Origin of the sequence: Streptomyces exfoliatus (assembly GCF_000725545.1) — a bacterium.
Taxonomy (GTDB): Bacteria; Actinomycetota; Actinomycetes; order Streptomycetales; family Streptomycetaceae; genus Streptomyces; species Streptomyces exfoliatus.
In genome coordinates this window covers 499,462-521,027 of sequence record NZ_JNZP01000001.1, presented here as the reverse complement: position 1 = coordinate 521,027, position 21,566 = coordinate 499,462, and the positions used below count along the sequence as shown (strand labels likewise).

Genomic DNA, 21,566 nt, shown 5'->3' with positions numbered 1-21,566 from the left:
CGACTGCGTGAGGAGGTGGCGCCCTTGCGCATCGGTGAACTGGCCCGGCGGACAGGGGTGTCGCCCCGCGCCCTGCGCCACTACGAGACGGCGGGGCTGATCTCCTCGACCCGCGCGGCCAACGGCTACCGGGTGTACGGGGAGGGCGCGGTGGTCCGGGTGTCGAACATCCGGTACCTGCTGGACGCGGGGCTCACCCTCGACGACGTGTCCGCGTTCCGTTCCTGTCTCGACGGGGACATGCCGTCGACCCCGCCGTCCGCCCGTGGTCTGGAGATCGCCCGCGAGCGGCTGGCCGTCCTCGACGCACGGATCGCGGCGCAGACCGAGGCCCGGGACCGCCTGGCGCGCTCCCTGGCCGCGGAGTCGGACCAGCTGATCAGCTGACCCCGGCGACCGGTGTCAGGGGGCTCCCCGCGGCCGGCCCGGTCCGTTCGAGGGTGGCGCGGCCCGATCCGATCGCCTCGGCGAGCGTCAGTTCCCCGCCGGCGAGGGCCCGGCAGGTCGCCGCGTCGGTGCTCAGCCGCGCGTCGGCCACCGCCGCCGTACCCGCCCCGTACACCCCGTCCCCGTACGCGACGCTCCCGTCGTCACCGACGCGTACGTGGAACTCGCCCTCGTCCAGGGTCACCTGGACGACGCCCGCGCCGAGCTCGGCGAGCGCCCCGAGCAGGGGGATCGCGTACCAGTGGGCACGGACCGCGTCGGTGGGCCGCGGCTCGCCCAGGTCCGGCACTCCCCAGGCGGCGAGGGCGCGGAGCACGGGCAGCAGCTCGCGGCCGCGCGGGGTGAGCTCGTACACGAACGACGAGGCGGGTGCGGGCAGTCGGCGGCGGGTGACGAGTTCGGCTGCCTCCATGTCCTTGAGCCGCCCGGCGAGCATGTCGGTGCTGACGCCCGGGAGGTCGGCGTGGAGGTCGGTGTAGCGGCGCGGCCCGGCGAGGAGTTCACGGACGACGAGCAGGGTCCAGCGGTCGCCGACCAGGTCGAGGGCGCGCGCGGCGGCGCAGTGCTGGTCGTAACTGCGGCGGCGTGGCTGACGTGGCATGCGACGCAGTCTAGACAAGTTGTTGGACTTTCCAAGCTCGAACTTGGTAAAACCAAGCAACACTGATTCCGGGGACTTGGGGAGGTCGGACATGGAGTTCCGGCAGTCGAGCAAGCTGAGCGAGGTCTGTTACGAGATCCGGGGCCCGGTCATCGAACACGCCAACGCGCTGGAGGAGGCGGGCCACAGCGTCCTGCGCCTCAACACCGGGAACCCGGCGCTCTTCGGCTTCGAGGCGCCCGAGGAGATCGTCCAGGACATGATCCGGATGCTCCCCAAGGCCCACGGGTACACCGACTCCCGCGGCATCCTCTCCGCCCGGCGCGCGGTGGCCCAGCGCTACCAGGCCATGGGCCTGCCGGACGTGGACGTCGACGACGTCTTCCTCGGCAACGGCGTGTCCGAGCTGATCTCCATGGCCGTCCAGGCCCTCCTGGAGGACGGCGACGAGGTCCTCGTACCCGCCCCGGACTACCCCCTGTGGACGGCGGTGATCACGCTCGCGGGCGGCAGGCCGGTGCACTACCTGTGCGACGAGTCCGCCGACTGGTATCCCGACCTCGACGACATGGCGTCGAAGATCACCGACCGCACCAAGGCCATCGTCGTCATCAACCCGAACAACCCCACGGGCGCCGTCTACCCGAAGGAGGTCCTGGACGGCATCTTCGAACTCGCCCGGCGCCACGGCCTGCTGGTCTTCGCCGACGAGATCTACGACCAGATCGTCTACGACGACGCCGTCCACCACCCGGCCGCCTCCCTCGCCCCCGACCTGGTCGTCCTCACCTTCGGCGGGCTCTCCAAGACGTACCGGGTCGCGGGCTTCCGCTCCGGCTGGCTGGTCGTCACCGGCCCCAAGCAGCACGCCAGGAACTATCTGGAGGGCCTCACCATGCTGGCCTCCATGCGGCTCTGCCCCAACGCGCCCGCCCAGTACGCCATCCAGGCCGCGCTCGGCGGCCGGCAGTCGATCGACGAACTGACCGCCCCGGGCGGCCGGCTGCGCGAACAGCGCGACCGGGCCTGGGAGAAGCTCAACGAGATCCCGGGCGTCTCCTGCGTGAAGCCGAAGGGGGCCCTCTACGCCTTCCCGCGTCTCGACCCCGCCGTGCACAAGATCCACGACGACGAGAAGTTCGTCCTCGACCTGCTCCTGCGCGAGAAGATCCAGGTCGTCCAGGGGACGGGCTTCAACTGGCCGCGCCCGGACCACTTCCGCATCCTGACCCTGCCGTACGTCGACGACCTCGACGCCGCGATCAGCCGCATCGGCCGCTTCCTGAGCGGCTACCGGCAGTGACGTCCCGCCCCTCGGCTGTCATGATCTACAGGTCCGACAGCTGAGGGAGACGGAGGGGCGAGCGGTCGTGGATGTGGCGTTGATAGCGGTGGCGGGAACCCTGTTGGGCGTCGTCGCCACGCACTGGTTCCAGAGGCGGACCACCGAGCGCACCGCCTCGCTCGCCCGGACCGAACAGCTCCGCCAGGAGCGGATCGCGACCTACAGCGCCTACGCGGGCGCGGTCGTCGACTACCGGCACAGCCAGAACGACCGCTGGTTCCGGGCGATGAAGGAACCCGGTTCCGAGGAGGCGGAGGAGTCCCGCCACGCCTCCTACCGGCGGCGCACCGCCGCCCGACAGGCCCTCTTCCGCGTCCAGTTGGTCTGCGACGACCCGCGGGTCCGCCGGCTGGCGGAGGCCGCCTTCGAGGAGGCCCACTGCATGCACGAGGCGGAGGGGGAGGCGGAGCGCGCCCGCCGCTCCGCACAGGCGAAGGAGGCGCTCGCCGTGTTCATCGCCGCCGCCGCACCCGGCGTCCGCTGACCGGGGAGGGGGACATGGACCTCGTCGCACCCGTCGTCGTCGAACCGCTCAGGCGCCCCCGCTGCTCGGAGTGCCGGCAGGGACCGCTGGAGCGGATGATCGTCGAGTTCAACGCGCCCGTCTGTCTGGACTGCGCCGACCTCGGGCATCTCGTCTTCCTGCGCCGGGGCGACACGGCCCTCACCCGGCGTGCCCGGGAGGCCAGCACTCTCTGGGCCGTCGTCGTACGGCACAACCGGCGCCGTACGCGGTACGAGCGTCAGGGCCTCCTCGTGGAGGAGGCTGCGCTCGCCGTGGCGGAACTCGCCTGCCTCGCGGACGCGGAGGCACGGGCGAGACGGCGGGCCAGGGACGCGGTACGGCGGGCGGCGCAGGACGCCGAGATCACCGAGGTCCTCCGGGCGGAGGTCCTGCGACTCTTCCCCTCCATCCCGGCGGACCGGGCCACGGAGGTCGCCGTCCACGCCTCGGCGAAGGGCAGCGGGCGGGTGGGGCGCACCGCCGCGGGCCGCTCGCTCGACCGCGGCGCCGTCACCGCCGCGGTGCGCGCCTCCGTACGCCATGTCGACACACCGTACGACTCCCTGCTGATGGCCGGGGTTCCCCGGCACCAGGCCCGGACGAGGGTCGCACCCGCCATCGAGGCGGTGCTCCGGGCCTGGCGTCGTGGTGGCGAGGACACCCACGGCCGGGGACACGACTGACGGCTCGGGGGTCAGCGCGCCTCCGCCGGACCGTGGGACGCGACCCTCAGGCCTGGTCGCCCGTGCGGCGCGCGCGACGGTACAGGAGGGCGCCGCCGAGCAGCAGCGCCGCGCTCGCGGAGGCGGCGTAGCCGAGGGTCTCCGAACCGGTGGCGGCCAGCGCGGCCCGGCTCGTCTCACCCTGCGGCGCGGGAGCCGGGGCGGGCGTCTCGCGCTCGGTCTCGCGCTCCGTCTCGGTCTGCGGGACCGGCACGTTCCGGACGGGGGTCTGCGGGCGCGGGGTCGGCTTCTCGATCGGCTGGGCGGGCTTCGCGGGGCCGTTGACCGCCGTGTTGCCGAAGACCGGGTTGAGGATGCCGACCACGTTGGCCGAGTTGCCGCTGACGTTCACGGGCAGGTCGATCGGCAGCTGGAGGCCGTTCCCTGAGAGGACGCCGGGCGAACCCTCGGCGCGGCCCTCGGCGGTGGACCCGCCGCCGTTGGAGGAGCCGCCCTGCGTGCCGCCTCCGTGGGAGCCGCCGGCCTGCTCGCCGCCGCGCGGGGTACCGGGCTGGTCCTTGTGGGACCGGCCGCCGCCGTCGTCCGAACCGTAGCCCTCGGACTCGGGCTCGGCGGAGCGGTTGGCACAGCTGTTGCCGAAGGCCGGGTTGAGCAGGCCGACGACATTGACCGTGTTCCCGCAGGCGTTGACCGGCACGTGCACCGGGAGCTGAACCGTGTTGCCCGAGCCGACGCCCGGCGAACCCACCGCGGCGCCCTGCGCGCCGGAATCGGCGTGCGCGGCGCCCGCCGAGAGCGCGAGCGCTCCACCCGTGACCAACAGTGTGGCCAGACCACTTCGGCGAATCTGCCTCATGGCTTCCTGCCTTCCGGAAATGTGCGGGCAAGTGCCCGTACCGGAATCAACGCGACAAACGCACGTGCCGGATCCAGCCGTTGACGGGTTTCACTCCATCGAGTGGGACTCCGTTCGAGTGGCGGTCAGCGCCCCAGGAGGTCGGTAAGCGCTCCCACCGGGTCGGCGTCGGGGGCACCACGCGGCCACCAGTCCTCGCGCCCCGCGTCCGACTCGTAGCCGTACCAGAGGCCGTCCCGACCGAGGCGGAGCTGGAGGGACTCGGTGGAGAGCCGGTTGCGCCAGGGCCGGAACGCGGGGAAGTCGGCGGCGATCAGCGCGGGTCTGGCCCGGTCGAACGGGCCCGCCGGCGGGTCCCAGAGCTCTTCGAGTACGGCGAGACCGGCCGCACCGCCCTGTCGCCACGCGGCGACGGCCCTGGCGAGATCCGTGGGGGTGCGGTCGAGCGCGTACCCCAGGTCGCGGTAGAGGGCGCGGGTCGAGGCGGTGAGACCTGAGCCGGGGTGCGCCGCGGCGAGGCGGACGGCGTCCTGCCAGGGGGTGAGCGAGGCGACCGGGTCGTGTCCGGTGGTGAGGAACACATGGGCGCGGGCGGCGGCTTCGGCGGCGAGCAGGTCGAGCGCGAGCGGATCGGGGGCGTCCGGGTCGGGCGGGAACACCGCGGGGCGGCCGGGCCGGTCCGGCACCGGCAGCGGAGGGGGCAAGGGAGGCCCCGGTCGCTCCGTCGCGTCGAGCACGGCACGGGCGGGGACCGTCGGCATCAGCGGGGCGGCGGCGATCGTCTCGGCCGCGGAACGGGCCGCGTTGCGCCGGGTGAGCTCGGCGAGCAGCTCCTGCTCGCCCCGGCCGCGCATCAGGAAGAGGACGAACGGGTCCTCGTCGAGGAGCCGCGCGGCCTGGTAGCAGAGGGCTGCGGCGTGCTTGCAGGGGTAACCGTCGTCCGGGCAGGAGCAGTCGGGGACGAGGTCGCCGGGAGCCGGCAGCAGTCCGGTGACCGCCTCCAGGGCGTGCGGCACGTCCTTGTCGAGGAGGGCGGCGATGTGTTCGGGGCGGGCGGTGGCCTCGTCGAGGAACCTCTCCCAGCCTTCGTCGCCGAGGGTCCGCATCCTGATCTCGGTGCGGTACGGGCGGGCGCGGCTGCCGTGGACGTAGGCGACGACCCGGCCCGGGGTGACGGTGATCGCGTCGACGTGCCCGCGCCCGGCGTACGCCTTGCCGCGGGCGAGGCGCGCCGGGTCGAGCGCCGTGTCCTCCAGCGCCTCCACCCAGGCGTTGCCCCACCAGGTCGCGGCGAACCGGCCGTCGGGCGCCTCGCGGGGCGCGACCTGCGGGAAGCTGCGGCGGCGGTCGTCGTGGCGGGGAGCGGCTCCACGCGCGCCCCTTGCCGTGTTCACGAGGGCCTCCTCAGGGACACCAGGTCGGCGAGCTCCCGGTCGGTCAGTTCGGTGAGGGCGGCCTCGCCCGAGCCGAGGACGGCGTCGGCGAGGGCCCGCTTGGCACGCAGCATCTCGGCGATCCGGTCCTCGACCGTGCCCTCGGCGACCAGCCGGTGGACCTGCACCGGCTGGGTCTGCCCGATGCGGTAGGCGCGGTCGGTGGCCTGCTCCTCCACGGCCGGGTTCCACCAGCGGTCGTAGTGCACGACGTGACCGGCCCTGGTGAGGTTGAGGCCGGTGCCCGCGGCCTTGAGGGAGAGCAGGAAGACGGGGATCTCACCGGCCTGGAAGCGGTCCACCATCCGCTCCCGCTCGGCCACCGGCGTTCCGCCGTGGAGGAGTTGGGTCTGGATGCCGCGCGCGGCCAGATGGTCGGCGAGGAGCCGTGCCATCGACACGTACTGGGTGAAGACGAGCACCGACCCGTCCTCGGCGAGGATCGTGTCGAGGAGTTCGTCGAGCAGGGCGAGCTTCCCGGAGCGGCCGGCGAGCCGCGCGGTGCCGCTGCCGCGCGGCGCCTGTTCCTTCAGGTACTGCGCGGGGTGGTTGCAGATCTGCTTGAGCGAGGTCAGCAGCTTCATGACGAGGCCCCGGCGGGCCATGCCCCGCGCCTCCTCGATCTGCGCCATGGTCTCGCGGACCACCGCCTCGTAGAGCGAGGCCTGTTCGCGGGTGAGGGAGACGGGATGGTCGGACTCGGTCTTGGGCGGCAGCTCGGGGACGATGCCGGGGTCGGACTTGCGGCGGCGCAGCAGGAAGGGCCGCACGAGCCGGGCGAGCCGCTCGACGGCCTCCTCGTGCTCGATCTCCTCGTGGTTCTCCACGGCGCGGGCGTGCCGGGAACGGAAGGCCTTGAGCGGGCCCAGGAGACCGGGGGTGGTCCAGTCGAGGAGGGCCCACAGCTCGGAGAGGTTGTTCTCCACGGGGGTACCGGTGAGGGCGACCCGGGCGGGCGCGGGGATCTCGCGCAGCGCCTTCGCGGTCGCGGAGAACGGGTTCTTGACGTGCTGGGCCTCGTCCGCGACGACCATCCCCCACTCCCGCTCGGCCAGTTGGGCGGCGCTCGTGCGCAGGGTGCCGTACGTGGTGAGGACGAAGCCGCCCTCGGCGCCGTCGAGGTCCCGCTCGGCGCCGTGGAAGCGTCGGACGGGCACGCCGGGGGCGAACTTCCCCACCTCCCGCTGCCAGTTGCCGAGCAGGGAGGCCGGACAGACGACGAGGGTGGGGGCCCGGCGGGCGCGGCGCAGATGGAGGGCGATGAGGGTGATGGTCTTGCCGAGGCCCATGTCGTCGGCGAGGCAGCCGCCGAGACCGAGCGAGGTCATCAGGTCGAGCCAGGCGAGGCCGCGCAGCTGGTAGTCACGGAGGGTGGCCGTGAGACCGGGCGGGGCCTGCACGTCCTCGGGTCCCGCGAGGAGCCGGTCGCGGAGCGCCGCGAGCGCCCCGACGGGGACGGCGGGCACGGTCTCGCCGTCCACCTCCGCGGTGCCGGTGAGGGCGACGGCGAGGGCGTCGACCGGTTCGAGCAGGCCCAGCTCCCGCTTGCGCGCCTTGCGGACGAGGTCGGGGTCGACGACGACCCACTGGTCGCGGAGGCGCACGACGGGCCGATGGGCCTCGGCGAGCAGGTCCATCTCGCGCTCGGTGAGCGGATCGCCGTCGAGGGCCAGCTGCCAGTTGAACCGGAGGAGTTCCTCGCTGTCGAAGAAGGCGGTGCCGTCGGTCGCGGACCCGGGTGCGGTGTGGCCGGCCCGGACGACGGCGGAGGCGCTGAGCGAACGGGCCAGCTCGCGGGGCCAGTGGACGGCGACGCCGGCGTCGGCGAGCCGGGCGGAGGCGGGGCCGAGCAGCTCGTACAGCTCGTCCTCGGTGACGGCGAGGACATCGGGCACGTCCCGCTCCAGGAGCCGGGCGAGCGGGGCCCAGACGCGGGCGGCCCGGCGCAGCGCGAGGACGGCGTCGATCCGGGCGCGGGGCCCGAAGTGGTCGCCGTCCCCCGCCCACAGGGCCGCGGCGTCGATGACGAGGGTCGGGTCGGCGAGGCTGTGGACCTGGAGGAGCGCGGCGGCGGCATGGCGCTCGCCGCGCGGCCTCTCGTCCGCCCCGTGGGCCCCATCGGCCCCGTCGGCCGGATCACCGGCGGCCGTGTCGAAGAGTTCGTACGCCGAGAGGTCCAGGCGGAGCGAGACACGGACACCCGCGTCCATCCCGGCGGCCGCCTCCGCGGCCCAGGCCCGCGCGCGGGGCAGGTGCTGCGGCTCGCGGGAGGCGAAGGGCGCCCCCACCGCGTGCGCGGCGGCCGGGGTGCGGGGCAGCACGTCGGCGACCGCGTCGAGGAAGGCGCGCACGAGCGCCTCGGGATCGGGCAGCCGCAGCGGGCCGGGCCCCGGGACGGGCACGGCGTGCGCCTCGTACGGCAGGGCGGCGGCGACGGCCCGCAGATGGGCGATGTCGTCGGCGTCCAGCGGCCCGGCCCGCCAGGCGTCCAGGTCGTCGGCGGTCAGCCCCGGAAGCATTCGGCCGCGGGCCGCCAGGTGCAGGGCGTGCAGGGCGGCGGCGCCCCAGCCTGCGGTCGCCGGGTGGGCGGCCGGATGGTGGCGGGCCGCGACGAGATGGGGCAGCGCGGCGTCGACGGGCAGCGTGAGCGCGGGGACCGCGCGCCCCCGGGCGCCGCTGCCGTGCCGCCGGGCGACGGTCAGCTCGACGCGCTCCGCTCCGCTCCCCGCCGGATCGGGCAGCGCGCCGCCGTCCGGGGCCCAGAAGGCGACCCGGCCCTCGCGCGGCAGTGCGGCCGGCAGGAAGACGGCGGCGACGGTGATCCAGGGCTGTGTCACGGCTGCGCGCTCCTCCCACCGGGTGACGATCCTCGACCTGACCTCCGACCTTACGGGTGGGGTCTGACAACGGCCGCCAGGCGGGCTCCCCCGGGCGGCCCAGCAGCGGATGACACCGGGCCCGGAGGGCGGGAAGGTGGCCTGGAACTCCTCCGCCACGGAGCCCGCCACCGCACCGCCGCCGCACCACCGCCGCATCCGTCTCAGCGCCACCACAGAAGAGGATCCGCCCATGTCCGTTCACCGGCGTCTCACGACCGCCACCGGGGCCGTGCTGCTCACTCTCACCGTCGCCGGTTGTTCGGGTCTCGGCCGCACCGCCGTGGGCACGATCGAGTACGAGACCGGGCGTGAGCTGGGGGTGATGGTGACGAGCCCCTCGGTGAACGGCTGCCACCGCCTCGCCCCGAGCGGCGCGACGAAGGTCGAGAACAACACCCTGGTCGACATCGTGCTGTACCCGACGCGCGACTGTAAGGGCAAGAACTCCAGGTACCTGCCCACCAACAGCGGCGACGAGATCGTGCCGGGGACCCTGCCCTGGCGCAGCTACAGCGTCGTCCACTGAGAGCGCACGCCCGGCCACCTCCCGCGCGGTTCCCTCGGCCCCGTCCCGGGGTCCATCCTGGAAGTGCCCCAGAGGCTCCGACGGGAGACGGTGACCGTCATGCGTACCGGGAACGAGCCGGCGACCGCGCGCAGCGCACTGCGCCTGCGGTTCTGGCTGAGTGTGTGGGGACTGCTCTGGGCCGCCTTCGGCACGACCGTGTTCTCGCTGGTGGGCCGCCCCGGCTGGGCCGCGGCATGCGGGGTGCTCTTCCTGGTGGTCGTGTGCGACCTGGCGTTGGTGCTGCGCCACCTCCACCAGGGTCCGCACTGGCAGCCGGGGCGGAACATCCCTCCGTACGAACCGGACCACGGGGGCACGGGGCGCTGAGCGCCCTGCCCGCCGCTACTTCTCCGTGTCGAACCCCGCCGCCTGGAGGTACTCCGGCTTCGGGTCGAGCGCGGCGGCGAGGCGGAAGTGCCGGGTGGCCTGGGCCGTCTGCCCCGAGCGCTCGAAGGTGCGGGCCAGCGCGAAGTGCGCGAACGCGTTGTCCGGCTCGCGCTCCAGGACCAGCTCGAACTCCAGCTGGGCGGGACGCAGCTGCGCGGCGGCGAAGAACGCACGGGCCCGCAGCAGACGCGCCGCCGTGTTCTCGGGGTGGGCGGCGATCACCGAGTCCAGCAGCTTCACCGCGCCCCGAGGGTCCCGCGCGGCCAGCAGGTGCTCGGCGGCGCGGAAGTCGATGACATGCGTTTCCGGGTTTCTGTCGGCCACCATGGCATCCTTCCCCTCGATCCGGTGGTTGAACACCGGACCCGACCCCCGCATTCCACCGACAGCGCTCGGCGGGGCCCCGCGACGGCTCCCGCGGCCCGTCCTAGGCGGCGTCCGCGGCCCTGCGCTCCAGCTCGTCCCAGACCTTCCGCACCTGCGGTTCGAGGGCGTCGAGAGGTCCGTCGTTGTCGATCACGAGGTCGGCCACGGCCAGCCTCTGCTCACGCGTGGCCTGGGCCGCCATCCGGGCCCGTGCCTCGGACTCGGCCATGCCGCGCAGCCGTACGAGCCGGTCGAGCCGGGTCTCCGGGGACGCGTCCACGACGACGACCAGGTCGTACAGGGGCGCGAGGCCGTTCTCGGCGAGCAGGGGTACGTCGTGGACGACGACGTCTCCCCTACCGGCCCTGCTCTCCAGCTCAGCCGACCGCGCCCCCACCAGGGGGTGCACGATGGCGTTGAGCGTGGCGAGGCGGTCGGCGTCGGCGAACACGACGGAGCCGAGCTTCGGCCGGTCGAGCGCCCCGTCCTCGGTGAGGACGCCGTCCCCGAAGGCCGCGACGACGGCCGCGAGCCCCGGAGTGCCGGGCTCGACGACCTCGCGGGCGATCCGGTCCGCGTCGATCAGCACGGCCCCGTACGAGACGAGCAGCCGTGACACTTCGCTCTTGCCGGCGCCGATCCCGCCGGTCAGGCCCACCTTCAGCATGAGCGGCAGCTTAGGGGATGTCCTGGGCGTGCCGCGGGCGGGTCAGGAGTCGCCCTCTCGCTCGGCGAGGAAGCGCTCGAACTCGCGGCCCAGCTCGTCCGCCGACGGCAGGTCGACCGGTTCGGCGACCAGGCTGCCGCGGGTCTCGGCCCCGGCCACCGCGTCGTACTGGTGCTCAAGGCCCTGCACGAGTGCGACCAGCTCCTCGTCGCCCTCGCCGATCTGGCGGTCGATCTCGGTCTGGGTGCGCCGGGCCTCCGTCCGCAGGGCATGGGCGACGGCGGGAAGGACGAGGCCGGTGGCGGCCGTGACGGCTTCGAGGACGCTCAGGGCGGCGTCCGGGTACGGGGACCGGGCGACGTAGTGCGGCACGTGCGCGGCGACACCGAGGGTGTCGTGGCCGGACTCGGTGAGCCGGTACTCGAGGAGGGACTCGGCACTGCCGGGAACCTGGGCCTCGTCGAACGGGCTGCGGTGGCCCGGCATGAGGTCGGTGCGGCTGCCGTGCGGCGTGAGACCCACGGGGCGCGTGTGCGGCACACCCATGGGGATGCCGTGGAAGTTGACGGAGAGGCGCACTCCGAGACGCTCGACGACCTGGCGGACGGCGGCGGCGAACCGCTCCCACTCCACGTCCGGCTCGGGGCCGGAGAGGACGAGGAAGGGCGCGCCGGTGGCGTCCTGGACGAGGTGGACCTCGATGGACGGCGTCTCGTACGCCGTCCATCGGTCGCGCCGGAAGGTCAGCAGCGGTCTGCGGGCGCGGTAGTCCACGAGCCGGTCGTGGTCGAATCGGGCGACCAGCTGGTGGGGCAGTGTGTCGAGCACGCGCTCGATGATCTGCTCGCCGGTCTCGCCCGCGTCGATGTAGCCGTCGAAGTGGTACAGCATGACCAGCCCGGCCGACTCCTGCGCCAGGGCGAGGTCGACGACGGCCAGGCCCTTCGCGTCCCATTCGTACAAATCCTGGGGATCAAGCACGATTACCGCTCCTCCTCGTGTTCTCTCTGGGAACGTCTCGTGCGGCACCGCCATTCCCACGCCGCGCGATCTTCCGGGGCGGAGCGGGACCAACTCCGACCACTGGTCCAGACCTTGACATGTCCACAGCCTCTCCCTACCGTCTCGGGACAGCATCGCGTTCAGCATCTCGGTCATCGTGCACATACAGGAACACCCTCGCTCCCCACACCGCACGGAACCCATGCGCACCCGGACGTTGCTCCTCCCCCTCCTCCCGGCGCTCCTCGCCGTCCCCCTCGTCACGACCCCCGCCTCGGCGGCGACCGTCGACGTCTCGACCGCCGCCCAGCTGAAGACCGCGCTCACCAACGCCCGCCCCGGCGACACGATCCGCCTCGCGGACGGCACCTACACCGGGAACTTCAAGGCCACGACCCCGGGCACCTCCTCGGCCCGGATCACCCTGACCGGCTCCTCCCGCGCGGTCCTGACCGCAGGCGGCGGCTACGGACTGCACCTCAACGGCGCCTCGTACTGGACGGTCGCCGGCCTCACCGTGACCGGCGGCCAGAAGGGGATCATGGCGGACGCCGCGAACGGCGTGGTGATCGACGGGGTGACCGTGCACGGCCTGGACATGGAGGGCGTGCACTTCCGCAACTCCAGCAGCAACGGCGTCATCAGGAACTCCCGGATCTACGACACGGGGAACGACGGCCGGGGCATGGGCGAGGGGATCTACGTCGGCTCCGCGAACACCCTCGGCGACCGGAGCGACAACGCGCAGATCCTCGGCAACGTCATCGGGCCGGACGTCGGCGGCGAGAGCGTCGACATCAAGGAGGGCACCACCGGGGCGCGGATCGTCGGCAACACCTTCGACGGGCGCGGGCTGACCGGCGCCAACTACGACGACTCCTGGGTCGACGTGAAGGGCAACGGCGTCCTCGTGGCGGACAACACCGGCGTCAACACGACGAACAACGGCTTCGAGACCCACAGCCAGCAGAGCGGCTGGGGCTGCGGGACCGTCTTCCGGAACAACCACGCGGACCTGACGGGCGCGACCGGGCCGCAGCGCCTCGCGATCAACGTGACCAACCGGAGCGGCTCCTGCCCGACCACGGTGTACGCCTCGAACACGGTGACCGGCGGGAACGGCCTGACGAACATCCCCGTCACGCCCTGAACCGACCGGCGGCACCCGGAAAGGCCGGCACCGCCCGGACATGACCGAGGCCCGCTCCCCCGAAGGGAAGCGGGCCTCGATTCGCTAGCGGCTAGCGCTCAGCGGAGAGCCTGTTCAGCTCTGGCCGCCGGCCAGCTTCTCGCGCAGGGCGGCAAGCGCCTCGTCCGACGCCAGGGCGCCGGAGGTGTCGTCCGACTCCGAGGAGTACGAACCACCCGAGATGCCCGCACCGGCGTTGCCACCGGCGGCCGGGGCGGCAGCGCCCTCGGCAGCAGCGGCCTCGTCGGCCTCGCGGGACTTGATGACCTGAGCCTGGTGCTGCTCGAAACGAGCCTGCGCCTCGGCGTACTGGGTCTCCCAGGCCTCGCGCTGGGTCTCGAAGCCCTCGAGCCAGTCGTTGGTCTCGGGGTCGAAGCCCTCGGGGTAGATGTAGTTGCCCTGGTCGTCGTAGGACGCGGCCATGCCGTACAGGGTCGGGTCGAACTCGACCGAGGCCGGGTCGGCACCGAAGGACTCGTTGGCCTGCTTCAGCGAGAGGCTGATGCGACGACGCTCGAGGTCGATGTCGATGACCTTGACGAAGATCTCGTCGTTGACCTGGACGACCTGCTCCGGGATCTCCACGTGGCGCTCGGCCAGCTCGGAGATGTGGACCAGACCCTCGATGCCCTCGTCCACGCGGACGAACGCACCGAACGGAACCAGCTTGGTGACCTTACCCGGGACGACCTGACCGATCTGGTGGGTCCGGGCGAACTGCTGCCACGGGTCCTCCTGCGTCGCCTTCAGCGACAGGGAGACACGCTCGCGGTCCATGTCCACGTCGAGAACCTCGACGGTGACCTCCTGGCCGACCTCGACAACCTCGGACGGGTGGTCGATGTGCTTCCAGGACAGCTCGGAGACGTGCACGAGGCCGTCGACGCCACCCAGGTCCACGAAGGCACCGAAGTTGACGATCGAGGAGACGACGCCGGAGCGGACCTGACCCTTCTGCAGGGTCGTGAGGAAGGTCTGGCGAACCTCGGACTGGGTCTGCTCGAGCCAGGCACGGCGGGACAGGACCACGTTGTTGCGGTTCTTGTCCAGCTCGATGATCTTCGCCTCGAGCTCCTTGCCCACGTAGGGCTGGAGGTCGCGGACGCGACGCATCTCGACGAGAGAGGCCGGCAGGAAGCCACGGAGGCCGATGTCGAGGATGAGACCACCCTTGACGACCTCGATGACGGTACCGGTGACGATGCCGTCTTCTTCCTTGATCTTCTCGATCGTGCCCCAGGCACGCTCGTACTGAGCGCGCTTCTTGGACAGGATGAGGCGACCTTCCTTGTCCTCCTTCTGGAGAACAAGGGCCTCGATCTCGTCGCCGACCTTGACGACCTCGTTCGGGTCGACGTCGTGCTTGATCGAGAGCTCGCGGCTCGGGATCACACCTTCGGTCTTGTAACCGATGTCGAGCAGGACCTCGTCCCGGTCGACCTTCACGATGACGCCGTCGACGATGTCGCCGTCGTTGAAGTACTTGATCGTCTCGTCGATCGCGGCGAGGAAGGCTTCCTCGTTACCGATGTCGTTGACCGCAACCTGCGGGGTGGTGCTGGTGGCGGTGGTCTCGGTGCTGCTCGTCATGTGGGAAAGGGCTCCGGTTACGGACAGAAAGTCGTAGGTACTGCTACGCCGAGAGCCCGTATCGCACCAAGAAGCCGGACAGCCAATGAAGCACCCTTCCCGAGAACGGGAAGGAGCCTCGAAAACCGAGGGGACATACAACAGGTACGAGCGCGGCCTGCTCCGTCTGAGGCGCGCAGGCCCGCAGCGCAACCTTTAGCATACGGGGGCGGCCGGACAGGGTCAATGCGCGAAGCGCGCACCCGGGGCAGATCGGCTCAACTCCGGCACTACTCGTGTCCTTGGACGCCGCATCGGCGGGTCCGCCGCAGGGCGGCACTGAGCGCAAACTACATCGGCGGGCGAGATGAACCAAGAGTACGAACACGAAGTTGCTCCCCACTCGACGGAGGACGAGGCGGAGGCGACCCGGCGTGACGCGGGGGACGCGGAGAGCAGCCGGGCCAGCCGTGGCTGGTGGGACAGGAACGCCGACGAGTACCAGAACGACCACGGCTCCTTCCTCGGCGACGACCGGTTCGTGTGGGGGCCCGAGGGGCTCGACGAGGCCGAGGCGGGGCTCCTCGGGCCGGCCTCCTCGCTGAAGGACCTGGACGTCCTGGAGATCGGGGCGGGCGCCGCGCAGTGCTCGCGGTGGCTGGCGGCGCAGGGGGCCCGGCCGGTGGCCCTCGACCTCTCGCACCGGCAGCTCCAGCACGCGCTGCGGATCGGCGGGGACGTTCCACTGGTGGAGGCCGACGCCGGGGCGCTGCCGTTCCGGGACGGCTCCTTCGACCTGGCGTGCTCGGCGTACGGGGCGGTGCCGTTCGTCGCCGACCCGGTGCGGGTGTTCCGGGAGGTGCGGCGGGTGCTGCGGCCGGGCGGGCGGTGGGTCTTCTCGGTGACGCATCCGATCCGCTGGGCGTTCCCCGACGAGCCGGGCCCGGAGGGCCTGTCGATCGCGGCCTCCTATTTCGACCGCACCCCTTATGTGGAGCAGGACGAGCAGGGGCGGGCCGTCTACGTGGAGCACCACCGGACGATCGGCGACCGGGTGCGGGACGTGGTGGCCGGCGGGTTCCACCTGGTGGACCTCGTGGAGCCGGAGTGGCCCGAGTGGAACAGCCAGGAGTGGGGCGGCTGGTCCCCGTTGAGGGGGAACCTGATCCCGGGCACGGCGATCTTCGTCTGCGAACGCACGGCATAGCCGCGGCGCGGTTGTCGTACTGACGGTTGTCGTACTGACAGGTGGGCCCTGTGGACAACGGGGCCCACCTTTTCGCGTCTCGTACGAGACTGACTGCGTGATCCGAAACGACGCACTCGACCTTCTCCCCGTCCGCCATGCCGTCCCCGAGCTGCTGGCCGCGCTCGACCGGCGCGGTACGGCCGTGTTGTCCGCGCCTCCCGGCACCGGCAAGACGACGCTGGTGCCGCTGGCGCTCGCGGGTCTCATAGGGGAAGGACCGCGGCGACGGGTCCTGGTCGCGGAGCCCCGCCGGATGGCGGTGCGGGCGGCGGCCCGGCGGATGGCGTGGCTGCTCGGCGAGGACGTCGGCGGGACGGTCGGATTCTCGGTGCGCGGTGAGCGGCGGACAAGCCCGGCGACCCGGGTCGAGGTGGTGACCACCGGCATCCTGCTCCAGCGGCTCCAGCGCGATCCGGAGCTGGCCGGTGTGGACGTGGTGCTGCTCGACGAGTGCCATGAGCGGCACCTGGACGCGGACACGGCGATGGCCTTCCTCGTGGACGTACGGGCCACCCTGCGCCCGGAGCTGAAGCTGATCGCCGCGTCGGCGACGAGCGACGCCGCGGCATGGGCGGATCTCCTCACGGTCCTGGACGGCGGCGGGCCCGCTCCGGTGGTGTGGAGCAAGGGTGAGGGGCACGGCTGTCGGGTCTTCTTCGCGACGCCGCCCGCGGGTGTCCGGCCGGCCCACGGCACCTGGGTGGACCCGGCGCTGTTGCGGCACGTCGCCGCGACGGTGCGGCTCGCGATGGAGCGGCACGAGGGCGACGTCCTCTGCTTCCTGCCGGGCACGGGGGAGATCGCCCGGACGGCCGGAATGCTGGCCGGCGTGGACGCGGAGGTGCTCCAGCTGCACGGGCGGGCACCGGCGGCGGTGCAGGACGCGGTGCTGCGCGGCACGGAACCCGGCGGGCGGCGCCGAGTGGTGCTCGCGACCTCGGTGGCGGAGTCCAGTCTGACGGTGCCGGGAGTGCGGATCGTGGTGGACTCGGGGCTCGCCCGGGAGCCGCGTACGGACCACGCCCGGGGGCTTGGCTCGCTGGCGACGGTGACGGTGTCCGAGGCGACGGCGACGCAGCGGCTCGGCCGGGCCGGCCGCGAGGACTTCGGCTTCGTGTACCGCTGCTGGGCGGAGGCGAGCGACGGAGGCAGGCCGCGCTTCCCCTCCCCGGAGATCAAGGTCGCCGACCTGGCGGACTTCGCCCTGCGGGCCGCCTGCTGGGGCGATCCGACGGCGGAAGGACTCGCGCTGCTCGACGCGCCGCCGGCCGGGGCGATGGCGGCGGCCCGCTCGGTCCTCGGGTCGATCGGGGCCGTGGACCCGGCAGGCCGGGCGACGGAGCGGGGAGTACGGATGTCCCGGCTCGGGCTGCACCCCCGGCTCGGCCGTGCCCTGCTGGACGGAGCGCGGGAGGTCGGGGCACGGCGGGCGGCGGAGGTGGTGGCGCTGCTCAGCGAGGAGCCGCCGCGTGACTACGGGGACGATCTGGCGGCGGCCTGGCGGGCCGCACGCCGGGGCTCCGACGGGTACGGCGCCCGGTGGAAGGCGGAGGCCCGCCGTCTGGAACGGTCGGCGACCGAATCGGCGGACGGCGGCGGGGGCGGCGGGGCAGGGGGCGGCCGGGCAGGGGCCGGCTCGCCGGTGGGTGAGGACGCGGTGGCCGGCCTGGTGACGGCGCTGGCCTTTCCCGAACGGGTGGCCAGGGCCCGGGAACAGGGGGGCTATCTGATGGTGTCCGGAAGCGGGGCCAGGCTCGCGGAGGGCTCGGCGCTGCGGGCGACCCCGTGGCTGGCGGTGGCGGTGGCGGACCGTACGGCCCGGGACGCCACGGCACGGGTGCGGCTGGCCGCCGTGCTGGACGAGGACATGGCGCGGCGGGCGGCCGGTCATCTGCGGTCCACCGGCGAGGAGGTCCACTGGGAGGACGGGGACGTGGTCGCGCGTTCGGTGGACCGGCTGGGCGCGGTCGAGCTGACGGTCCGGCCCCTCGGGTCCGGTGCCGAGCCCGTGCTCGTACGGGAGGCGCTGCTCGACGGCCTGCGGCGGGAGGGGCTCGGTCTGCTGCGGTGGAGCCGGGAGGCCGGGGAGCTGCGGGAGCGGCTCGCTTTCCTGCACGGGGAGCTGGGGGAGCCGTGGCCGGACATGGCGGACGAGTCGCTGGTCGACCGGGCCGGGGAGTGGCTGGAGCCCGAGCTGTCCCGGGCCGCGCGCCGGGCGGATCTGGGGCGGATCGACGCCGGTGAGGCGCTGCGGCGGCTGTTGCCGTGGGCCTCGGGCGAGGCGGGCCGGCTGGGAGAGCTGGCGCCGGAGCGGATCGAGGTGCCGAGCGGTTCGCGGATCCGGGTGGAGTACGGGGGTGGGCGGCCGGTGCTCTCGGTGAAGCTCCAGGAGTTGTTCGGGCTCGCGGAGACGCCTCGGGTGGCGGGTGTCCCGGTGCTCGTCCACCTCCTCTCCCCCGCCGGGCGGCCGGCGGCGGTGACCGCCGACCTGGCGTCGTTCTGGCGGGACGGCTACCGGGCGGTGCGGGCGGAGTTGAGGGGGCGCTATCCGAAGCACCCGTGGCCGGAGGATCCGTCGACGGCGGAGCCGACGCGGCACACGAGTGCGCGGCTCAGACGGGAGGGGTGACCGGGGCGGCGCCGGGTTCCGGCGCCGGGCGGCGGGAGCGGGCCTCCAGCCAGAGGGCGAGGGCGAGGAGGAGGAGCGCGAGGAAGGCGAGGCTCCAGGGGAGGTAGGAGACGAGCATGAGAACCATGAGGCGGTTGGAGGAGACCATCTCGCCGACGCTTCGGACGTAGTCCTCGCGCATCTTCACGTGTCCCTCGAAGACGGTGATGGTGTCCCGGCCCATCAGCGCCTTGGCGTTGCGGAGCTCCTCCTTGTGGATCTCCTCGCCGTTGACGGGGGCGCCGGTGACCGGCTCGATCCAGAACATCCGCTTGGTGGTGTACCAGCGGCTGAGGCCGGATTCGGCGATGACCTCCGGGGGGATCTTGACCGGCATGGTCTTGGGCATGGGGACCCGGGTCCAGGGGATGGTCTGCTCGAAGTAGTAGACCTCCATGCCCCGGAAGGTGCGGGTGCCCTTGTAGTGGATGGGGGCGGAGGTGCGGGTCTGGGCGTCGAAGTACTGGTAGTCCCGCTTCTCGGTGAGGAAGGGCCACTTGAACTCGATGCCCTCGCGCCGGACCGGGTCGCCGTCGACGGACTCGCCGGTGGCGTGGACCGGGTCCTGGGTGTGGGCGTCGAAGATGTACCGCTCGGGGACCTTGGAGACCATCTTGCCGTCGGGGCCGGTGATGTAGGCGAGGGCGTCCCAGACGACGACGTCGCGTCCGGCGTCGCGTTCGATGCGCCGCGACTCCTCCACGTTGCCCTTGAGGGTCTGGATGATCGTGATCTTCTCGACCTTCTCCGCCTGGAGCGTGGAGTAGTTGAGGAGGGTCGCGGGCTTCGCCTCCAGGACGGTCTCCTGGTACTGGTTCGGCGGAATCTTCGCCAGCCGGGGGAAGGCGTACCAGCGCAGGGTCGGGGCCATCGCCGCGCAGAAGACGGCGAGGGCGAGGAGGACGAGGCCGGCTCGGCGGCGCACGGTCGCCGCCCCTACTTCTTGGGGCCGGGATCGGCGGTCAGCAGGGGCTTGGGCGAGGTGGGGCCGTCGGGTGGCAGATCGACCACGGAGACGAGGAGGACGAAGAGGAGGACTGGGGCGAGTCCGATGGCGGCGGCGACGAGGGCGCGCATGGTCGGCCTCCCGGAAGGTGATCTGATGGCTCGTCAGGGCGGGGGCACCGTAGCAACGTGACCGCGAGATGAGAACACGTTGCACCACGCGGGCCACCGCGACCGCACCTCCCCCACCGGGCCGGGAACGCGAAGCGCCGCCTCGCCGTCCGGTGGGGACGGGAGGCGGCGCGGAGGGAGATGCGGGTGCGGAAGCGCGGCCGGGTCAGGCCGAGGGCGACGGGGAGGCCTCGGGCGACTCGGTGCCGGACGACGTCGGTTCCGGGCTCGGCTCCGGAGTCGGGGTCGGGGTCGGGGTCGGGGTCGGGGCGGGAGCGGTGACCGTCAGCTTGACCTCGGTGCTGCCGCCGCCGGGCGCGGTCAGACGGATCACGTACTCGCCGGCCTTGTCGCCCGCGAGGAGCGCGGGAAGCGTGATCAGGCCGTCCGCGCTGGTCTTGAGGGAGACCGTCCGGAACGTGTCGCCCGTCACCGCGTCCTTGAAGTACGGGCTGTCGGCGCTCTCTTCGCCCGTCGCCGAGGCGACGATCACGGCGGTGACGAGTACACCGGGGGCAAGCACGCCCTTGTCGGTGGCCTTCAGCTGCACCTTCGGGGTGAAGGCGGTGCCCGTGGTCGCCGACAGGGTGTCATCGGCGATACGGACGAGGGTGTCCGCCCGGCGCTCGGTGACGGTCGCGGCGAACACGGTCGCGTTCATGGTGCGGCCCGAGACGGTGGCATTGACCGTGAACGAGCCGACCTTCACGCCCGCCCGCAGCGCGGGGGCGTGGGCGATGCCGCTCGAACCGGTGGTCACGGTGACGGTCGTCGCGCCGCCGGGGAAGCGGGTGTCGGTGGCGCCGGCGATCTGGAAGCGGATGCTCACACCGGGGACCGGCGTACCCGAGGCGTCGAGGGCGGCGACCGCCGGGGACTTGGCGAAGGTGCTCTCGGTGACCGCGGTGAGCTGTCCCGTCGCGACGGGCGCGAGCCGCGCGACCGTGACGGCCGGGGGCACGGTCGGGGGCTTCGTCGGCGGGGTGACCGGCGGCGTGGTCGGGGTGGGCGGCGTCGGCGTCGGCGTGCTGCCCTCGGCGGGCCCGCCCGGCTGGGTCGGCCTCGGGTTGCCCGGCGTGGACGGCTGGGGAGCGGGCGACGTCGGGGAGGGCGAGAGCGGACCGGTTGGGCGGTTGCCCCGCGGGCCGTCGCTGCGGTCGACCGGCAGCACCCCGGTGCCGTCCGGGATCTGGTGGGTGCCGCGCTGGTAGTACTCGAACCACGACAGGACCGTGTTGAGGTACTCCCGCGAGCGGTTGTAGCTGAGGATCGCCCGGTCGAGGTCGGCCTTGAGGGCGAGGTTGCGGTCGCCGGCGCAGAGGTAGAGACCGGCGGCCTGCGCGGCGTCGTAGATGTTGTTGGGGTCCTTCTTCCCGTCGCTGTTCGCGTCCTGGCCCCAGGTGGCCCAGGTGGACGGGATGAACTGCATCGGGCCCACGGCGCGGTCGTGGGTGGCGTCGTTGTCGTAGGCGCCGCCGTCGGTGTCGGAGATGTTGGCGAATCCGACGCCGTTGAGGACGGGGCCGAGAATCGGCGAGAAGGTCGTGCCGTTGGCGTCGACCCGGCCGCCCCGGGCCTGTCCCGACTCGACCTTGCCGATGCCGGCGAGCAGCTGCCAGGGCAGGTTGCAGCCGGGGTCGGTCGAGCGAATCGACTGCTCGGCGCGCTTGTAGGCGGAGAGCACGGACGCGGGTATGCCGGCTTCGGCGGGCCCGGTGATCACCGGCAGGTTGATGCTCGCGCCGGGCTTGTTCGGCGTGGTCAGCGGCGGCAGCTCGGTGTAGTACGGGGAATCGCCCGTCGCCGAGTGGTCGCCGGACGGCGACGCCGTGTCCCCGGCGCCGATCGCACGGTCCCCGCCGGCGTTGTCGGCGGTCGGCGGTATCGCTTCGGGTGCCTGCGAGGCGGCGAGCGCGGCGACCGCCGCGGCCACCACCGCACCGCTGGTGGCTCCCTTGCGCAGCCTGCGGCCCAAGTGCGCTGACATCTCCGTGGTCCCTTCCCCCTCGACGGCGGTCCCGCGCTCCCCGCGTGAG

General features: G+C 72.9%; 20 protein-coding genes. 9 read left to right on the top strand and 11 right to left on the bottom strand.

The genetic code is table 11. The features are described 5' to 3' along the window. The first annotated feature begins 24 nt into the window (after positions 1–24). Positions 25–387 (top strand): MerR family transcriptional regulator, encoded by a 363-nt coding sequence (locus IO20_RS0102380; RefSeq protein WP_037634382.1) that lies wholly within the window; start codon positions 25–27, stop codon positions 385–387. Here the strand turns inward: IO20_RS0102380 and IO20_RS0102375 are convergent. Then, positions 380–1,048 (bottom strand): winged helix-turn-helix transcriptional regulator, encoded by a 669-nt coding sequence (locus IO20_RS0102375; RefSeq protein ID WP_030547145.1) that lies wholly within the window; start codon positions 1,046–1,048, stop codon positions 380–382. The genes IO20_RS0102380 and IO20_RS0102375 overlap by 8 nt on opposite strands. A 91-nt stretch (positions 1,049–1,139) precedes the next feature. Between IO20_RS0102375 and IO20_RS0102370 the strand changes: the two genes are divergently transcribed. The 3 genes from IO20_RS0102370 to IO20_RS0102360 all read left to right on the top strand — a co-directional run bounded on the left by IO20_RS0102370 (position 1,140) and on the right by IO20_RS0102360 (position 3,581). Then, on the top strand, positions 1,140–2,351 hold the full coding sequence (locus tag IO20_RS0102370; protein ID WP_030547148.1) for a pyridoxal phosphate-dependent aminotransferase: 1,212 nt from the start codon (positions 1,140–1,142) through the stop codon (positions 2,349–2,351). 67 nt (positions 2,352–2,418) lie between these two features. Then, a complete protein-coding gene (locus tag IO20_RS0102365; RefSeq protein ID WP_030206093.1) occupies positions 2,419–2,877 on the top strand; it encodes a hypothetical protein in 459 nt (152 codons plus the stop codon). Between the two features lie 14 nt (positions 2,878–2,891). Beyond that, positions 2,892–3,581, top strand: coding sequence for a DUF2293 domain-containing protein (locus IO20_RS0102360; RefSeq protein WP_030547151.1), 690 nt, complete (start codon positions 2,892–2,894; stop codon positions 3,579–3,581). A gap of 46 nt (positions 3,582–3,627) precedes the next feature. Here IO20_RS0102360 and IO20_RS0102355 read toward each other — a convergent pair whose 3' ends face one another. The 3 genes from IO20_RS0102355 to IO20_RS0102345 all read right to left on the bottom strand — a co-directional run bounded on the left by IO20_RS0102355 (position 3,628) and on the right by IO20_RS0102345 (position 8,707). Further along, entirely contained in the window at positions 3,628–4,437 is an 810-nt protein-coding gene (locus tag IO20_RS0102355) for a chaplin (RefSeq protein WP_030547153.1), read from the bottom strand. A 125-nt stretch (positions 4,438–4,562) separates the two neighbouring features. Further along, positions 4,563–5,831 carry an SWIM zinc finger family protein gene (locus IO20_RS0102350; protein ID WP_030547155.1) on the bottom strand — a complete coding sequence of 423 codons (1,269 nt, stop codon included), beginning with the start codon at positions 5,829–5,831 and terminating at the stop codon, positions 4,563–4,565. Next, the gene (locus tag IO20_RS0102345; protein ID WP_030547157.1) at positions 5,828–8,707 is read right to left on the bottom strand and encodes a DEAD/DEAH box helicase; all 2,880 of its coding nucleotides are present in this window, start codon (positions 8,705–8,707) and stop codon (positions 5,828–5,830) included. Before IO20_RS0102345 ends, IO20_RS0102350 begins: the two co-directional genes overlap by 4 nt. A 232-nt stretch (positions 8,708–8,939) precedes the next feature. On the opposite strand from IO20_RS0102345, the gene IO20_RS0102340 reads away from it, so the two are divergent. Continuing rightward, positions 8,940–9,275, top strand: coding sequence for a hypothetical protein (locus tag IO20_RS0102340; protein WP_030547160.1), 336 nt, complete (start codon positions 8,940–8,942; stop codon positions 9,273–9,275). Positions 9,276–9,374: 99 nt separating this feature from the next. Further along, positions 9,375–9,644 carry a DUF6343 family protein gene (locus IO20_RS0102335; protein WP_030547162.1) on the top strand — a complete coding sequence of 90 codons (270 nt, stop codon included), beginning with the start codon at positions 9,375–9,377 and terminating at the stop codon, positions 9,642–9,644. A gap of 15 nt (positions 9,645–9,659) precedes the next feature. Here the strand turns inward: IO20_RS0102335 and IO20_RS0102330 are convergent, their stop codons facing one another. The 3 genes from IO20_RS0102330 to IO20_RS0102320 all read right to left on the bottom strand — a co-directional run bounded on the left by IO20_RS0102330 (position 9,660) and on the right by IO20_RS0102320 (position 11,718). Next, a complete protein-coding gene (locus IO20_RS0102330; protein ID WP_030547164.1) occupies positions 9,660–10,028 on the bottom strand; it encodes a tetratricopeptide repeat protein in 369 nt (122 codons plus the stop codon). Positions 10,029–10,131: 103 nt separating this feature from the next. Next, positions 10,132–10,737 carry a dephospho-CoA kinase gene (gene coaE / locus IO20_RS0102325; protein ID WP_030547166.1) on the bottom strand — a complete coding sequence of 202 codons (606 nt, stop codon included), beginning with the start codon at positions 10,735–10,737 and terminating at the stop codon, positions 10,132–10,134. 42 nt (positions 10,738–10,779) lie between these two features. Beyond that, complete coding sequence (locus IO20_RS0102320; RefSeq protein ID WP_030547168.1) at positions 10,780–11,718, bottom strand: PAC2 family protein; 939 nt, start codon at positions 11,716–11,718, stop codon at positions 10,780–10,782. Positions 11,719–11,941: 223 nt separating this feature from the next. Here IO20_RS0102320 and IO20_RS0102315 point away from each other — a divergent pair, with 223 nt between their 5' ends. Beyond that, a complete protein-coding gene (locus IO20_RS0102315) occupies positions 11,942–12,889 on the top strand; it encodes a right-handed parallel beta-helix repeat-containing protein (protein ID WP_030547170.1) in 948 nt (315 codons plus the stop codon). A 114-nt stretch (positions 12,890–13,003) separates the two neighbouring features. On the opposite strand, the gene rpsA is transcribed toward IO20_RS0102315, so the two are convergent. Beyond that, complete coding sequence (gene rpsA / locus IO20_RS0102310; RefSeq protein WP_030547172.1) at positions 13,004–14,518, bottom strand: 30S ribosomal protein S1; 1,515 nt, start codon at positions 14,516–14,518, stop codon at positions 13,004–13,006. A 346-nt stretch (positions 14,519–14,864) separates the two neighbouring features. On the opposite strand from rpsA, the gene IO20_RS0102305 reads away from it, so the two are divergent. Both IO20_RS0102305 and hrpB read left to right on the top strand, forming a co-directional pair. Further along, on the top strand, positions 14,865–15,704 hold the full coding sequence (locus IO20_RS0102305; RefSeq protein ID WP_030547175.1) for a class I SAM-dependent methyltransferase: 840 nt from the start codon (positions 14,865–14,867) through the stop codon (positions 15,702–15,704). A gap of 97 nt (positions 15,705–15,801) precedes the next feature. After that, positions 15,802–18,375: an ATP-dependent helicase HrpB gene (hrpB, locus tag IO20_RS0102300; RefSeq protein WP_030547177.1), complete on the top strand. Its 2,574-nt coding sequence runs from the start codon at positions 15,802–15,804 to the stop codon at positions 18,373–18,375. Here the strand turns inward: hrpB and pgfA are convergent. The 3 genes from pgfA to IO20_RS0102285 all read right to left on the bottom strand — a co-directional run bounded on the left by pgfA (position 18,359) and on the right by IO20_RS0102285 (position 21,517). Next, positions 18,359–19,339: a cell envelope lipid trafficking protein PgfA gene (gene pgfA, locus IO20_RS0102295; protein ID WP_030547179.1), complete on the bottom strand. Its 981-nt coding sequence runs from the start codon at positions 19,337–19,339 to the stop codon at positions 18,359–18,361. The two genes, hrpB and pgfA, sit on opposite strands and share 17 nt — an antisense overlap. Positions 19,340–19,350: 11 nt before the next feature. Continuing rightward, positions 19,351–19,491, bottom strand: a complete 141-nt coding sequence (locus IO20_RS39480; RefSeq protein ID WP_106975990.1) for an SPW_0924 family protein — start codon at positions 19,489–19,491, stop codon at positions 19,351–19,353. A gap of 205 nt (positions 19,492–19,696) precedes the next feature. Then, the gene (locus tag IO20_RS0102285; RefSeq protein ID WP_030547182.1) at positions 19,697–21,517 is read right to left on the bottom strand and encodes a lytic transglycosylase domain-containing protein; all 1,821 of its coding nucleotides are present in this window, start codon (positions 21,515–21,517) and stop codon (positions 19,697–19,699) included. Between the last annotated feature and the right edge of the window lie 49 nt (positions 21,518–21,566).

Excerpts from the sequence above, each read along its gene's own strand:
- IO20_RS0102375 (WP_030547145.1), bottom strand. The coding sequence starts at position 1,048 with ATGCCACGTCAGCCACGCCGCCGCAGTTACGACCAGCACTGCGCCGCC.
- IO20_RS0102370 (WP_030547148.1), top strand. The coding sequence starts at position 1,140 with ATGGAGTTCCGGCAGTCGAGCAAGCTGAGCGAGGTCTGTTACGAGATC.
- IO20_RS0102360 (WP_030547151.1), top strand. The coding sequence starts at position 2,892 with ATGGACCTCGTCGCACCCGTCGTCGTCGAACCGCTCAGGCGCCCCCGC.
- IO20_RS0102355 (WP_030547153.1), bottom strand. The coding sequence starts at position 4,437 with ATGAGGCAGATTCGCCGAAGTGGTCTGGCCACACTGTTGGTCACGGGT.
- IO20_RS0102340 (WP_030547160.1), top strand. The coding sequence starts at position 8,940 with ATGTCCGTTCACCGGCGTCTCACGACCGCCACCGGGGCCGTGCTGCTC.
- IO20_RS0102335 (WP_030547162.1), top strand. The coding sequence starts at position 9,375 with ATGCGTACCGGGAACGAGCCGGCGACCGCGCGCAGCGCACTGCGCCTG.
- coaE (WP_030547166.1), bottom strand. The coding sequence starts at position 10,737 with ATGCTGAAGGTGGGCCTGACCGGCGGGATCGGCGCCGGCAAGAGCGAA.
- IO20_RS0102315 (WP_030547170.1), top strand. The coding sequence starts at position 11,942 with ATGCGCACCCGGACGTTGCTCCTCCCCCTCCTCCCGGCGCTCCTCGCC.
- rpsA (WP_030547172.1), bottom strand. The coding sequence starts at position 14,518 with ATGACGAGCAGCACCGAGACCACCGCCACCAGCACCACCCCGCAGGTT.
- IO20_RS0102305 (WP_030547175.1), top strand. The coding sequence starts at position 14,865 with ATGAACCAAGAGTACGAACACGAAGTTGCTCCCCACTCGACGGAGGAC.
- IO20_RS39480 (WP_106975990.1), bottom strand. The coding sequence starts at position 19,491 with ATGCGCGCCCTCGTCGCCGCCGCCATCGGACTCGCCCCAGTCCTCCTC.
- IO20_RS0102285 (WP_030547182.1), bottom strand. The coding sequence starts at position 21,517 with ATGTCAGCGCACTTGGGCCGCAGGCTGCGCAAGGGAGCCACCAGCGGT.